At 45.4% G+C, this 13,770-nt stretch carries 15 protein-coding genes; 8 read left to right on the top strand and 7 right to left on the bottom strand.

Annotation, left to right across the window (positions count from 1 at the left end; genetic code table 11):
• The first annotated feature begins 453 nt into the window (after positions 1-453).
• Positions 454-1,005 carry a gamma carbonic anhydrase family protein gene (locus JCM16456_RS00230; protein ID WP_068711347.1) on the top strand — a complete coding sequence of 184 codons (552 nt, stop codon included), beginning with the start codon at positions 454-456 and terminating at the stop codon, positions 1,003-1,005.
• On the opposite strand, the gene JCM16456_RS00225 is transcribed toward JCM16456_RS00230, so the two are convergent.
• The 4 genes from JCM16456_RS00225 to JCM16456_RS00210 form a co-directional block, all read right to left on the bottom strand.
• Complete coding sequence (locus JCM16456_RS00225) at positions 986-1,261, bottom strand: DUF1488 family protein (protein WP_068711345.1); 276 nt, start codon at positions 1,259-1,261, stop codon at positions 986-988. The two genes, JCM16456_RS00230 and JCM16456_RS00225, sit on opposite strands and share 20 nt — an antisense overlap.
• The gene (gene aroE / locus JCM16456_RS00220) at positions 1,261-2,094 is read right to left on the bottom strand and encodes a shikimate dehydrogenase (protein ID WP_068711343.1); all 834 of its coding nucleotides are present in this window, start codon (positions 2,092-2,094) and stop codon (positions 1,261-1,263) included. Before aroE ends, JCM16456_RS00225 begins: the two co-directional genes overlap by 1 nt.
• A gap of 64 nt (positions 2,095-2,158) precedes the next feature.
• Entirely contained in the window at positions 2,159-3,073 is a 915-nt protein-coding gene (hemF, locus tag JCM16456_RS00215; RefSeq protein WP_068711341.1) for an oxygen-dependent coproporphyrinogen oxidase, read from the bottom strand.
• A gap of 59 nt (positions 3,074-3,132) precedes the next feature.
• Complete coding sequence (locus JCM16456_RS00210; RefSeq protein ID WP_068711339.1) at positions 3,133-3,690, bottom strand: L-threonylcarbamoyladenylate synthase; 558 nt, start codon at positions 3,688-3,690, stop codon at positions 3,133-3,135.
• A 198-nt stretch (positions 3,691-3,888) separates the two neighbouring features.
• Here JCM16456_RS00210 and purE point away from each other — a divergent pair, with 198 nt between their 5' ends.
• Together purE and JCM16456_RS00200 are read left to right on the top strand one after the other, a co-directional pair.
• A complete protein-coding gene (gene purE, locus JCM16456_RS00205) occupies positions 3,889-4,374 on the top strand; it encodes a 5-(carboxyamino)imidazole ribonucleotide mutase (protein WP_068711337.1) in 486 nt (161 codons plus the stop codon).
• A 3-nt stretch (positions 4,375-4,377) separates the two neighbouring features.
• Entirely contained in the window at positions 4,378-5,511 is a 1,134-nt protein-coding gene (locus JCM16456_RS00200) for a 5-(carboxyamino)imidazole ribonucleotide synthase (RefSeq protein ID WP_068711335.1), read from the top strand.
• Between the two features lie 111 nt (positions 5,512-5,622).
• Here JCM16456_RS00200 and JCM16456_RS00195 read toward each other — a convergent pair whose 3' ends face one another.
• Genes JCM16456_RS00195 through dprA form a run of 3 tightly spaced genes read right to left on the bottom strand, consistent with a single transcriptional unit; the run spans position 5,623 to position 7,811 of the window.
• On the bottom strand, positions 5,623-6,198 hold the full coding sequence (locus JCM16456_RS00195; RefSeq protein ID WP_068711333.1) for a DNA topoisomerase family protein: 576 nt from the start codon (positions 6,196-6,198) through the stop codon (positions 5,623-5,625).
• 15 nt (positions 6,199-6,213) lie between these two features.
• Positions 6,214-6,690, bottom strand: a complete 477-nt coding sequence (locus JCM16456_RS00190; protein WP_068711331.1) for a DUF494 family protein — start codon at positions 6,688-6,690, stop codon at positions 6,214-6,216.
• Between the two features lie 2 nt (positions 6,691-6,692).
• Complete coding sequence (gene dprA, locus JCM16456_RS00185; RefSeq protein WP_068711329.1) at positions 6,693-7,811, bottom strand: DNA-processing protein DprA; 1,119 nt, start codon at positions 7,809-7,811, stop codon at positions 6,693-6,695.
• 253 nt (positions 7,812-8,064) lie between these two features.
• Here dprA and def point away from each other — a divergent pair, with 253 nt between their 5' ends.
• Genes def through JCM16456_RS00160 form a run of 5 tightly spaced genes read left to right on the top strand, consistent with a single transcriptional unit; the run spans position 8,065 to position 13,765 of the window.
• The gene (gene def / locus JCM16456_RS00180; protein ID WP_068711327.1) at positions 8,065-8,574 is read left to right on the top strand and encodes a peptide deformylase; all 510 of its coding nucleotides are present in this window, start codon (positions 8,065-8,067) and stop codon (positions 8,572-8,574) included.
• Between the two features lie 18 nt (positions 8,575-8,592).
• Positions 8,593-9,540, top strand: a complete 948-nt coding sequence (fmt, locus tag JCM16456_RS00175) for a methionyl-tRNA formyltransferase (protein WP_068711325.1) — start codon at positions 8,593-8,595, stop codon at positions 9,538-9,540.
• A gap of 51 nt (positions 9,541-9,591) precedes the next feature.
• Positions 9,592-10,872, top strand: a complete 1,281-nt coding sequence (rsmB, locus tag JCM16456_RS00170; RefSeq protein WP_068711323.1) for a 16S rRNA (cytosine(967)-C(5))-methyltransferase RsmB — start codon at positions 9,592-9,594, stop codon at positions 10,870-10,872.
• Between the two features lie 58 nt (positions 10,873-10,930).
• Entirely contained in the window at positions 10,931-12,307 is a 1,377-nt protein-coding gene (gene trkA, locus JCM16456_RS00165) for a Trk system potassium transporter TrkA (RefSeq protein ID WP_068711321.1), read from the top strand.
• A gap of 12 nt (positions 12,308-12,319) precedes the next feature.
• Positions 12,320-13,765, top strand: coding sequence for a TrkH family potassium uptake protein (locus JCM16456_RS00160; RefSeq protein WP_068711319.1), 1,446 nt, complete (start codon positions 12,320-12,322; stop codon positions 13,763-13,765).
• Positions 13,766-13,770 lie beyond the last annotated feature (5 nt).

The following is a 13,770-nucleotide window of genomic DNA, read 5'->3' as shown; positions in this document are numbered from 1 at the left end:
TGAAATGAATTGACTGTGCTAAGTCCGAAGACTTAATTGGTCACTCAGTTCATTGACACCATTTTGCTTCCTAAGAAGCTATGATTATCATCAACGAGTGCCCACACAGATTGATAGGTTTAAATTGTTAAAGAGCTTTCTTTCAATTTTGCGAGTTACTTCGCAATGAAAGAGGCGGTCATTTTAGCGAGATAAATTTTCGTGTCAAACACTTTTTTTAAATTTTTCTCTAAGCTTTTCAGCTTGCTAACTAACCTTGCTAACTCTAGCTCAACTCGTTATGAGCTTTGCCGTGTCAGCGAGGGGGCATTATAGAGATCGAGCTCACATTGGCAAGCGCTTTTTTACGTTTTTTTTGATTTTTTATTTGTTTGGGCAGTTTTCATCCACAAAGTGCTATTTTTCGACAAAAAGTGACAAAATATAGCCAGTAGCAATCCTCAAGGAGAGAACATGAACTCGATTCGCAGTTATAAAGGTATTGATCCCACTATTGCTGATGATGTCTATATAGATGAAAGTGCGGTAATCGTGGGAGATGTTCGTATTGACTCTCAAGCGAGTATTTGGCCACTAGTCGCTGCGAGAGGGGATGTAAATCATATTCAAATCGGCAAGCGTTCAAATATTCAAGATGGCAGTGTATTACATGTAACTCACAAGAACCCTACGAACCCCAATGGCTATCCCTTAATTATCGGCGATGATGTCACTGTCGGGCATAAGGTGATGCTGCATGGTTGCACTATCCATGATCGCGTTTTAGTTGGTATGGGTGCCATCGTACTAGACAATGTGGTCATAGAGAGTGATGTGATGGTTGGCGCTGGAAGTTTAGTGCCACCGGGAAAAACATTAGCGAGTGGCTTTCTTTATATGGGCAGCCCAGTAAAGCAGGCTCGCCCATTAACTGAACAAGAAAAACAGTTTCTACTCAAGTCAGCACAAAATTATGTAGCGACTCGACAAGAGTATTTAGCCTCGGTTAAGCCAGTGAAACGTTAATTTCAATCGTTCCTTCATCACTGAAGAGCTCATCTTCTATGAGCTCTTCAGCCAATTCTTCAATATCAAAGCGAAACTCAACAAAAATCTGCATCGCTTGTTGAGCAGAGACAATCATTTGTCCACTTAATGTTTCCAACCCTTGTTTGGAAATACCACATTCAATTAATGCCCCTGACTGTTGGGCGCTAAAACGGACACTTTGGCGTATGTCATCCCAATGCTGCACATCTGGAAATAAGATGGACTGATTCATTACAAACCTTCTAAGTTACGTCTTAATTCAAACAAAATTTGACGAGTTCCTGGACGAAGACCACGCCACAACATAAAGCTTTCCGCGGCTTGACCGACCAACATGCCAAGGCCATCGTAAGCACTAGCGCACCCATTATCGACCGCCCACTGATTAAATACTGTATTCCCTTTGCCATACATCATGTCATACGACACGGTGTTGACTTGAAAGATAGCGGGCGAAATTTGTGGTAACTGGCCGTCTAAACTGGCCGACGTTGAGTTAATCACTACGTCGTACCCAGTATTGACCGATTCCATCTCAACAGCGCGCACGGCACCAAACTCTTTAAACTGATCAGCCAGCTGCAAAGCTTTACTAAAAGTACGGTTCACAATGGTAATGCTTTCTGGATTTTGATCTAGCAAAGGCTTAATCACGCCTCTTGCTGCACCACCTGAACCTATCAGTAGAATATGGCTACCTTTAAGAGGCACTTGATGCACCAAAAGATCTTGGACTAAACCTTCACCGTCAGTGTTATCACCAATGATTTCGCCATCATCAAGCTTTTTCAGTGTATTCACCGCACCCGCTAATTGAGCACGCTGGGTCAGGCGATCGGCAAACTGAAAGGCGGCCTCTTTGAATGGAACCGTCACGTTACAACCTCGGCCACCGTGAGCAAAAAACTCCGTGACTGCCGATTCAAACCCATCAATAGGTGCAAGCTGCGCACTGTATTCCATGTCCTGATTGGTTTGTCGTGCAAACAGTGAATGAATAAAAGGAGACTTACTGTGTCCTATTGGATTACCAAACACTGCATAAAGATCGTGATGCATCGCCATATCCTTTGCCTTACTACAATTAAACAGATTTCTTATCTGACCCTATCACTAGCGCCGACACCTGTCACCACTCTCGAGGAACGAGATAGTCACTCAATTTCGCTTCTGCACTCTCCGGTGCAGGTTGATAGCCGTATTCCCAGCGAGCTAAAGGAGGCATCGACATTAAAATCGACTCGGTTCGACCGCCAGTTTGCAAACCAAATAACGTACCTCGGTCAAACACTAAGTTGAATTCAACATAACGACCACGGCGATACAGCTGGAATTGGCGCTCTCGCTCCCCGTAAGGAGTTGCTTTACGTTTTTCAACGATCGGCACATAAGCTTTCGCATAGCCTTCACCCACCGCTTTAATGTAATCAAAGCAAGTAGCAAAGTCCCATTGATTTAAGTCATCAAAAAACAACCCGCCAATCCCGCGAGTCTCTTCTCGGTGCGGCAAGAAGAAATAACGATCACACCATGCTTTATGTTCGGCATAAACATCATCACCAAATGGTTGGCATAACGCTTTAGCTTGGTCATGCCAAAAATGACAATCTTCAGCAAAAGGATAAAAGGGGGTGAGATCGAAACCACCACCAAACCACCAAATGGGATCTTCACCTTCTTTTTCAGCAATGAAGAAACGCACGTTGGCATGTGACGTCGGTACATATGGGTTTTTGGGATGAATGACCAATGACACTCCCATGGCTTCAAAACGGCGCCCTGCTAATTCTGGGCGATGAGCCGTTGCAGAGGCGGGCATCGCATTCCCAGTCACATGAGAGAAGTTCACGCCACCTTGTTCAATCACTTCACCATCACGCAGTACCCGCGAACGACCGCCACCACCAAGACGCTCACCTGGCTCTCGATACCAAGCATCTTCAATAAATTCTCCGACGCCGTCTGCCTTAGCCAGTTGTTGGCAGATATCATCTTGTAATGACATCAAAAATTGTTTTACGGCTGCTTTGTCTACGACTGACATGACTTTCTCCTCGTTAGGGCGACTTTCTATTTTTACTCTGTATCCGGTTGAGTTCGGATTTAGCCCTGTCTAATAACTTGTAATGTTTTAGCGTCACGAATTTCGCTTGGCTTGTTACGCCCACCCGTCTCACCAATCAATACTGCTACTAATTTGTCACCTAGCTGCTCCATCACTTCAGCAGTAGTCATGCAAGGTGGCTGACCAGAAAGATTGGCACTGGTCGAAGTAATCGGTTTGCCATAGGCCAAACACAATTGTTGGACTAACGGATGATCGGTAACACGCACAGCAATGGTATCAAACTGACCACTTACCCAATGAGATACTCGAGGACTCGCTGGCATAATCCACGTAACCGGCCCAGGCCAACTTGCTTTAACGTGAGCTAATTGTTCGGCAGTCAATTGTTTCTCATCTATATAAGGAAGCAACTGTTCATAAGTAGCCGCGATTAAAATTAGCCCTTTCTCCACGGGACGCTGCTTTAGTGCGAGTAATTTTTCTACTGCTGCAACATTGTCAGGATCACACCCAACCCCAAACACACCTTCCGTTGGATAAGCCAGCACATCTCCTTTTTGAAGTGCTTGTACCGCTAATTCAAAGTTATTCACCACAACGTCCTACGCTGATCAATATTCTGTAATTTCCCCTAGTGTACAAATTATCCGTTTGATCACCTAAACCAAATTGCCATTGCGAAAAATACCAGTGAAACACAACCACTGGCGCAAACGTTTGCTTGCAATTAAAAACCCCGTATAATGCGCCCGAATGCTCACTAAATAATTTAATGCTTGAAGGAGTTGGAGATGAAAGTTGGAATTATCATGGGGTCTAAATCAGACTGGCCGACAATGAAATTAGCCGCTGACATGTTAGATAAGTTTGGTATCGCTTACGAAACCAAAGTGGTTTCAGCGCACCGAACTCCTCAACTTCTTGCAGACTATGCCACCAGCGCAAAAGAACGCGGTTTGAAAGTCATCATCGCCGGTGCCGGCGGTGCTGCACACCTACCAGGTATGACAGCAGCATTCACTAGCCTCCCAGTACTTGGCGTCCCAGTACAGTCTCGTGCTCTAAAAGGTATGGACTCTCTGCTCTCTATTGTTCAGATGCCAAAAGGGATTGCAGTGGGTACATTGGCAATTGGTGAAGCGGGTGCAGCAAATGCTGGTATTTTGGCGGCACAAATCATTGGCACTCACGATGAAGAAGTCATGGCTAAAGTAGAGGCGTTTCGCGCAGAACAGACAGAAACCGTCTTAGCTAACCCAAATCCTGAAGAGGAATAAGCAATGCACGTATTGGTACTAGGTTCAGGTCAATTAGCACGAATGATGTCTCTTGCAGGAGCACCATTGAATATCACTATGTCTGCGTATGACGTGACAACCGATCGAGTTGTTCATCCGCTCACGCAAGCCGTAATTGAACAAACGCTTGATCAAGCGATTGCAGCTGCTGACGTAATTACCGCTGAATTTGAGCACATTCCACATGACATTCTCGCAATTTGCGACAAAAGTGGAAAATTTCGACCAAGTACCGATGCGATCAAAGCTGGTGGCGATCGCCGTCTTGAAAAAACGCTACTAGATAACTCTGGCGTTAAAAATGCGACCTATTACGTCATTAACAATCGTGCCGATTTTGATGCTGCGATTCAGCACGTTGGCATACCAATGGTACTGAAAAGCGCTCTTGGCGGCTACGATGGTAAAGGACAATGGCGACTAAAAGACGCTGCTCAAGTGGATACCATTTGGCAAGAGATGCAAGAGTGCCTAAATAGCTCCACTCTCCAAGCCATTGTTGCAGAACAATTTGTACCATTTGATCGTGAAGTTTCACTCGTAGGTGCTCGCAGCGCTTCTGGCGAAGTGGCCGTTTATCCTCTTGCAGAAAACATCCATGTCAATGGTGTTTTGAGCCTATCAACTGCCATTGATGCACCAGAGCTGCAAGAACAAGCAAAACAAATGTTTACGGCAGTAGCCAATAGCCTAGATTATATTGGTGTATTAGCGATTGAGTTCTTTGATGTCAACGGTGAGCTACTCGTCAACGAAATCGCCCCTCGCGTACATAACTCAGGTCACTGGACTCAACAAGGTGCAGAGGTTTGTCAGTTTGAAAACCATGTTCGTGCCGTATGCGGTTTGCCACTGGGTAGCACCAAACTGGTTCGTGAGACAGCCATGATCAATATCCTTGGTGAAGACACTCTACCAAATGCGCTACTTGCTATGGAAGGTTGCCACATTCATTGGTACGGCAAAGACAAACGCCCTGGTCGTAAAATGGGTCACATTAACGTGACTGCAGATTACAGCGGTGAACTACAACGTAAACTGTGTGAAATAGCAGACCATTTAGATGAAAATGCATTTCCAGCAGTACACGAAGTCGCGCAAAAGATTCGTTCTTAATGAATGACTAATCACCGACTACCAATAAAAAACGGCGCTACTAGGCGCCGTTTTTTTATTCTTCACTCAAAGATAACTACTCCACTATCGCAACTGACGCGCGATAGCCGATTACTCTTCGGTTTCCACTTCCGTTTGTAGATGACCACATTTACGGCTTGCACATTGTAAACGCACTTTGCCAGCCACTTTCTTCTCAACCAATAACGAAAAACCGCACTCTTCACACACACCTTCGATCGGAGGCTGATTAACCGCAAACTTACACTTAGGGTAAGCATCACAGGCATAAAACATTTTGCCAAACCGGTTTTTGCGTTCGATAAGATGCCCCTTTCCACATTCAGGGCACAACACGGTACTCGCAGGAGCCTCTTCTTCTGGCCCATCTAAAGATTCAATATGGTGACACTGAGGGTATGAACTACACCCAATAAACATACCGAACCGCCCTTGGCGTAACACCAATTCATTGCCACATTCAGGGCAAGGTACACCGAGTTCTTTGATGATATGTCCATCATTTTGATACAATGGTTTGATGTATTCACAGGACGGGTAATGGCTACACCCTAAAAAAGGCCCATGCTTACCATGACGAATAACAAGTGGGTTGCCACATTGAGGACAAGCTTCTTGAGCTTGTCCTGCCGTAGAAAATAAAGGTTGGTCTGATTTACCGCTCATGTTGCCTATCTTTGATTAATGGAGAATGCCCTGTTCTTTGGTATAAAGCAGCTCTTCCATTAGCGTATAAGCATTTTCATTACCGGGTACATTAAACAGCACCATTAGGATAATCCATTTCAGGTCATCCAATTCAAACTCATTGGTTTCCAGCCCCATCACTCGATCTATAACCATTTCACGTGTGTCTGGAGTCAATACTTTTATCTGCTCTAAGAACAGTAGAAAACCACGAGATTCAAGATCTAAGCGTTCCATCTCTTTAGGAGAGAAAATTCGCATCGAAGTCTGAGAGCTGGTTGCAATAGCGGAATGTTCGTCCGTTTGCTGCAGCGCGGCCAGATCTTCTAACCAATTAAGGGCTTTGTAGATATCTTTTTGGTGAAACCCTGCTCGAAGAAGTTCATCTTCTAGCTCATCTTGATCCACTTGTAACTCAGCGTCACTATGGATATACGTTTCAAACAGATACATTAAAATATCCATCATCATAGCTAGCCCCTCCCCTTACGAATATAGCCACCGGAAACTGCAACCACATGCCCAGAGAGCTCAAGCTCTAAAAGCTGTGTCATGATATCTTGCACCGGTATATTGGTCCGACTTGCGAGAATATCAACTGGTGTGGCTTCTACTCCTACGTTAGCTAACAGCAAGGGAAATGGCAATTGTTCTTCATCATTTGGAGAAGAAAAAAGTGCAGGTTGAGTCAAGTTCTGCTGATTAATCGACCAATCCAGCATAGCCCCTAACTCTTCAATGATTTGAGGCACGTTTTGTACTAAACATGCCCCTTGGCGAATCAAGTCATTACTGCCTGCATAATTGGACTGATAAATCGTCCCTGGCAATACAAATACTTCTCTATCTTGTTCTGTGGCATACCGAGCAGTAATTAATGAACCACTCTTTAATGCAGCTTCAACCACCAGCACGCCTAACGACAAACCACTCACAATACGATTGCGCCGTGGGAAATGCTCAGCTCTTGGTTTGGTATCTGGACGAAATTCAGAAACTAACGCTCCCGAGTGCTTGATTCGTTCTGCTAATTGACGATGCCGAGCAGGATATAAATGATTAAAGCCTGAGCCAAGCACTGCAACCGTCTTGCCTTGACCTGATAGCGCACCATCATGGGCATAGCCATCAATCCCCAACGCTAACCCACTCGTTACAACAACACCATGCTCAACTAATTCACGAGCAAACTGATGCGCTGCGCGTTGTCCGTCAATGGTTGCATTACGACTACCCACAATGGCTATTTGAGGTAATGAAAGGCATTGAACCTCACCTTCAACAAATAACACCGGAGGCGCTGATGCGATCTCTTTTAATAAAGGTGGATATAGCGAGTGCTGAGGGGTCAAAATGGTTCTGAGTTCACTCGCTTGCTGCCACTCAAGACATCGTTCAGCTTCTTGAATTGCCTGCGACTGCAAATACCGAACTTGATCTCCTTTAAGCCCTATCGCCTGCCACTGAGTATTTGAATAGGACAATAGCTTTTCTGGCGCATCATGGCTTAATAGTCGCGATAAGTTTTTCATCCCCAAGCGCGGAACAAAACTTAATGCCATCCACGCTCGTAATGATTCATCCTGCGCCATTGCACACCTCTTACTCAGCCGTCATTTTGCACAAACCTTGAGCCTATGCGCTTCTCCTTTGTTGCTAATCATTGAATAAAAAATCCAAAAACCACACAAAATATAGGGTAAGATAACGACACTATTTGTTAGAAAGAAACACGTAAAATACGTAGATTTGATGCACAGATGCTGTCATTTGGTACGTAAAATGTCTAGAATTGAGCCAATAAGCTTTTGCCTGTTTCGGCACAGTTCAACATTTTGAGTGTATATGTCTGTATTGCAAGTATTAACATTTCCAGATGATCGTCTTCGTACCGTTGCTAAACCGGTTAAAGAGGTCACGCCTGAAATCCAAAAAATCGTCGATGACATGATCGATACCATGTATGACGAAGAAGGCATTGGCCTTGCTGCTACTCAGGTGAATATCCATCAACGTATTGTTGTTATCGATATTTCAGATGACCGCAATGACCCAATGGTACTCATTAATCCTGAAATTTTGGATAAACGTGGCGAAGATGGCATCGAAGAAGGCTGTTTGTCTGTTCCAGGAGCACGCGCTCTTGTACCTCGTGCAGCTGAAGTCACCGTCAAAGCACTCGACCGTGATGGTAAAGAATATCAGTTTGAAGCGGATGATTTACTCGCGATTTGCGTACAACATGAACTTGACCATTTAGAAGGTAAGTTGTTTGTTGATTATTTATCGCCTTTGAAACGCAAGCGAATCAAAGAAAAGTTGGAAAAAATCAAACGCTTCAACGAAAAAAATTAGAATAATAGAGAGGTAACCTTGAGCCAATCATTACGCATTGTCTTTGCAGGAACTCCGGATTTCGCCGCCCGTCACTTGGCGGCGTTATTGTCTTCGGAGCATGAAATTATTGCAGTGTATAGCCAACCAGACCGCCCCGCAGGTCGTGGTAAAAAACTCACCGCAAGCCCAGTAAAAATGCTCGCGTTAGAACATGATATTCCGGTTTATCAGCCGGTAAACTTTAAATCTGACGAAGCAAAACAAGAACTGGCGGATCTCAACGCCGATATCATGGTTGTCGTCGCGTACGGTTTATTACTGCCCCAAGACGTACTTGAAACACCTAAACTTGGTTGCATCAACGTTCATGGTTCACTGCTTCCTCGCTGGCGTGGTGCCGCACCGATTCAGCGTTCTATTTGGGCGGGCGATGCAGAAACTGGCGTGACCATCATGCAAATGGACGTGGGTTTGGATACTGGCGATATGCTCAAAGTAGCTAAATTGCCAATTGAAGCAACTGACACCAGTGGCGCGATGTATGAAAAACTCGCTGAACTAGGACCAAAAGCGCTTCTGGATTGTTTAAATGACATCGCAGCTGGCAATGCCGTTGCTGTTAAGCAAGACGATGAACAGGCTAACTACGCGAAGAAACTCAGCAAAGAAGAAGCTCAAATTGATTGGTCCATGGATGCTGCAGCAATTGAACGTTGCGTACGCGCCTTTAATCCATGGCCAATGAGTCACTTTTCTGTTGACGATAACGCCATCAAAGTATGGCAAGCTCGTGTGGAAAAAATGGAAACAACCAAACCCGCCGGAACGATTGTAAAAGCTGACAAAACAGGCATTTACGTTGCAACTGGCCAAGGCGTTCTTGTTTTGGAGCAACTTCAGATTCCAGGAAAACGCGCCATGCCAGTACAAGATATCTTAAACTCCCGTGCAGCTTGGTTTGAAGTTGGCACACAATTGAATTAATCTCGCGACCCTATATTGATAGGGTCGATGTCTTTTTAAATAGGTTTTTCCATGAATGTTCGCGCTGCGGCTGCCCAAGTTCTGTATCATGTAGTTGATCAAGGGTACTCACTTTCAGCGGCTTTACCGGCTGCTCAACAGAAAATCACACCACGAGATCACGCTCTATTACAGGAGATGTGTTACGGGGCACTTCGCTTTTTACCTCGTTTAGAGTCTATCGCTAATGCATTGATGGACAAACCATTAAAAGGTAAGCAGCGAGTGTTTCACCATCTGATACTCATTGGTATTTATCAATTGAGTTCAATGCGTGTTCCTGCTCACGCAGCGGTTGGTGAAACCGTAGAAGCGACTCAAGATTTGCGTGGTCCTCGTTTGCGCGGCCTTATCAACGCTGTGTTACGTAATTACCAACGTCAACAAGACGAGCTGGATGCAAAAGCCGTTAGTCATGATGCGGGTAAATACGGCCACCCAAGCTGGTTGCTTAAACTGCTCAAAGCGAGCTATCCAGAACAATGGGAAAGCATTGTTGAAGCAAATAATGTAAAAGCACCTATGTGGCTGCGAGTGAATAACTCCCACCACGACCGTGATGAATACCAAGCATTATTGGACGAACAAGGCATTGAAACCTCTATTCATAGCCAAGCAGAAGACGCATTGAAATTAGCCAGCCCTTGTGACGTAACGAAACTACCTGGATTTGAACAAGGTTGGGTATCGGTACAAGATGCGGCAGCACAATTGTCTTATCACTACCTAAAACCTCAAGACGGTGAAACGATTCTTGACTGCTGTGCAGCTCCTGGCGGTAAAACTGCCCATATTTTGGAGCGCACCGCAGCAAAAGAAGTTGTTGCGATCGATAATGATGAAACGCGCTTAAAGCGTGTATACGAAAATTTGGATCGCCTCAATTTGCGAGCCACCGTTCTCTGTGGCGACGCTCGTTATCCACAACAATGGTGGAAAGGCGGGCAATTTGACCGTATTCTGCTTGATGCGCCTTGCTCAGCGACTGGCGTTATTCGCCGCCACCCTGACATTAAGTGGCTGCGCCGTGCTGAAGACATCCAAGCACTTGCCGATCTGCAAAGTGAAATTTTGGATGCAATGTGGCAACAGTTAAAACCTGGTGGCACTTTAGTTTATGCTACCTGTTCGATCACACCTCAGGAAAATACCCTGCAGGTGAAGGCGTTTTTAGAGCGCACCGCAGATGCCGAGCTTTTAGACTCGGATCGCGAGCAACCTGGACGTCAAATCCTCCCTGGTGAAGAGGACATGGACGGCTTCTATTATGCCGTTCTGACCAAACAAGCGTAACAAACAGCAAGCAGAGGCAGCATTCGCTGCCTTTACTGCAAATAAAAGAGAACAAGGTATGAAAATCATCATTCTTGGAGCAGGGCAAGTCGGTGGAACCCTGGCTGAAAACTTAGTCGGAGAAAACAACGACATAACTATCGTTGATAAAAGCAGCGAACGCCTGCGAGAACTGCAAGATAAATATGATTTGCGAGTCGTGACTGGCCACGCCAGTCACCCTGATGTATTACGCGAAGCAGGCGCACAAGATGCCGATATGCTGGTAGCGGTAACCAATACCGATGAAACCAATATGGCAGCATGCCAAGTCGCATTTTCACTGTTTAATACCCCAAACCGAGTCGCACGTATTCGTTCTCCTCAATACCTAGCAGAAAAAGAAGCTCTTTTTCAATCAGGTGCAGTGCCGGTTGATCACCTTATTGCTCCTGAAGAATTGGTCACCAGTTACATCGAACGCTTAGTTCAATATCCAGGAGCACTACAAGTGGTAAGCTTTGCTGAAGAGAAAGTCAGCCTGGTTGCCGTTAAAGCCTATTACGGTGGTCCACTTGTGGGTAATGCTCTTTCAGCATTACGCGAACACATGCCTCACATCGACACTCGTGTTGCCGCGATATTCCGCCAAGGACGTCCTATTCGCCCTCAAGGTACCACCATTATTGAAGCTGATGACGAAGTATTTTTCGTTGCAGCGAGTAACCACATTCGCTCAATCATGAGTGAACTACAGCGACTCGAAAAGCCGTATCGCCGCATCATGATTGTGGGTGGTGGTAACATTGGTGCGAGTTTGGCGAAAAAACTCGAACACAACTATAGCGTCAAACTGATTGAACGCAGTTATCAACGAGCTGAACACCTCTCTGAAGAGTTAGAAAATACTATCGTATTTTGCGGTGATGCAGCAGACCAAGAGCTACTTACCGAAGAAAACATCGACCAAGTGGATGTGTTTATTGCACTGACCAATGAAGATGAAACCAACATCATGTCGGCCATGCTTGCCAAACGCATGGGCGCGAAAAAAGTGATGGTGCTGATTCAACGTGGTGCCTATGTTGACCTAGTGCAAGGTGGAGCCATTGATGTGGCAATTTCCCCTCAACAAGCCACCATTTCTGCGCTGTTAACCCATGTACGTCGTGCTGATATTGTTAACGTATCATCGTTACGTCGCGGCGCAGCCGAAGCTATTGAGGCTGTTGCTCATGGCGACGAAAGCACATCCAAAGTGGTGGGTAAAGCCATTGGGGAAATCAAATTGCCACCGGGCACCACCATTGGTGCTATCGTGCGTGGCGATGAAGTGTTGATTGCTCACGACAATATTGTGATTGAGTCAGAAGACCACGTCGTAATGTTCCTCGTGAACAAAAAATACGTTTCCGACGTCGAAGCCCTTTTCCAACCAAGCCCATTCTTCTTATAGGTTATCGGCGTTATGCTAAATTTGCGCCCCATTTTATTTGTATTAGGGCTAGTGCTTTCTAAGCTAGCTCTCTTTATGTATGTGCCAACTATTGTTGCATTCGTTACCGGAACTGGCGGCTTTATTAGCTTTGCTGAAGCCGTCATCATCACCCACATTGGTTCTTTTATTTGCCTGACGATGGGCCGAACAAAAAACTTCCGGCTTAATGTGCGGGATATGTTCCTAATTACCAGCTTGGTATGGACACTGGCGAGTGTGTTTGCTGCACTACCTTTCCTTTTTATCAATCACATCAGTTTCACAGATGCCTACTTTGAAACGATGTCTGGGCTGACCACCACCGGTTCTACTGTTCTTAGTGGCTTAGACAATATGGCTCCAGCGATATTACTGTGGCGTTCTATTTTACAGTGGTTAGGAGGAGTTGGATTCATCGTTATGGCTGTAGCGATTTTGCCCATGCTTAACGTGGGTGGGATGAAGCTGTTCCAAACCGAATCATCAGACTGGTCAGATAAAAGTAGTCCGCGCGCCAAAACCGTCGCCAAAAACATCGTATCGGTTTATTTGATACTGACAGCACTTTGTATCATTGGCTATATGCTCACTGGCATGACGCCGTTTGAAGCCATCAATCACGCCTTTACTACGCTTTCCACGGGTGGGTATTCCACTTCCGATGGGTCAATGAATCACTTTTCAAAAGGTGCTCATTGGGTAGCAATTGTGTTTATGTTCTTAGGTGGTCTGCCATTTTTGCTGTTGGTCACATCAGTGCGCAAACGTCGCCCACAAGATATTTTTCAAGATGCTCAGGTGCGTGGTTTCTTCTGGTTATTTATGATCACCAGTCTCACCGTAGCCATTTGGTTAACCTTGCATAACAGCTACCCATTTTTTGACGCTCTGCGTGTCTCTATGTTCAATATTGTTTCTGTTGTCACAACGACAGGCTTTGGCTTAGATGACTTTACTGCGTGGGGTGCCCTACCAAGCACCATGTTCATCTTCTTAATGATGACCGGAGCCTGCTCAGGCTCAACGGCTGGTGGGATTAAAATTTTCCGCTTCCAAATTGCGATGGCACTTCTGAAAAAACAGATGTTGAATCTTATCCATCCGAATGGGGTATTCGTTCAACGCTACAACCAACGCCCGGTTAACGAAGATATCGTACGCTCTGTGGTAGCATTCGGTATTACGTTTGGTCTTACCATTATTGTTATTGCCGGAATTCTCTCTGCAATGGGACTCGATCCATTGACCAGTATTTCCGGATCCATTACCGCTGTGTCGAACGTTGGTCCGGGCATGGGAAAAGTGATTGGCCCAACGGGTAATTTTGCATCTTTACCTGACGCAGCTAAGTGGGTTCTAAGCTTTGGCATGTTGATGGGCCGACTGGAAATTTTGACCATTTTGGTCGTGTTCTTCCCCGCCTTCTGGCGTCGATAAGGTAA

The sequence above is a fragment of the Vibrio tritonius genome (assembly GCF_001547935.1).
Classification (GTDB): domain Bacteria; phylum Pseudomonadota; class Gammaproteobacteria; order Enterobacterales; family Vibrionaceae; genus Vibrio; species Vibrio tritonius.
Note: the sequence above shows the minus strand (reverse complement) of the source record. Positions and strands in the feature narration are given on the sequence as shown.

Coding starts and splice junctions, on each gene's coding strand:
- JCM16456_RS00230 (WP_068711347.1), top strand. CDS start 454: ATGAACTCGATTCGCAGTTATAAAGGTATTGATCCCACTATTGCTGAT.
- JCM16456_RS00225 (WP_068711345.1), bottom strand. CDS start 1,261: ATGAATCAGTCCATCTTATTTCCAGATGTGCAGCATTGGGATGACATA.
- aroE (WP_068711343.1), bottom strand. CDS start 2,094: ATGGCGATGCATCACGATCTTTATGCAGTGTTTGGTAATCCAATAGGA.
- hemF (WP_068711341.1), bottom strand. CDS start 3,073: ATGTCAGTCGTAGACAAAGCAGCCGTAAAACAATTTTTGATGTCATTA.
- purE (WP_068711337.1), top strand. CDS start 3,889: ATGAAAGTTGGAATTATCATGGGGTCTAAATCAGACTGGCCGACAATG.
- JCM16456_RS00200 (WP_068711335.1), top strand. CDS start 4,378: ATGCACGTATTGGTACTAGGTTCAGGTCAATTAGCACGAATGATGTCT.
- JCM16456_RS00195 (WP_068711333.1), bottom strand. CDS start 6,198: ATGAGCGGTAAATCAGACCAACCTTTATTTTCTACGGCAGGACAAGCT.
- JCM16456_RS00190 (WP_068711331.1), bottom strand. CDS start 6,690: ATGATGATGGATATTTTAATGTATCTGTTTGAAACGTATATCCATAGT.
- dprA (WP_068711329.1), bottom strand. CDS start 7,811: ATGGCGCAGGATGAATCATTACGAGCGTGGATGGCATTAAGTTTTGTT.
- def (WP_068711327.1), top strand. CDS start 8,065: ATGTCTGTATTGCAAGTATTAACATTTCCAGATGATCGTCTTCGTACC.
- rsmB (WP_068711323.1), top strand. CDS start 9,592: ATGAATGTTCGCGCTGCGGCTGCCCAAGTTCTGTATCATGTAGTTGAT.
- trkA (WP_068711321.1), top strand. CDS start 10,931: ATGAAAATCATCATTCTTGGAGCAGGGCAAGTCGGTGGAACCCTGGCT.
- JCM16456_RS00160 (WP_068711319.1), top strand. CDS start 12,320: ATGCTAAATTTGCGCCCCATTTTATTTGTATTAGGGCTAGTGCTTTCT.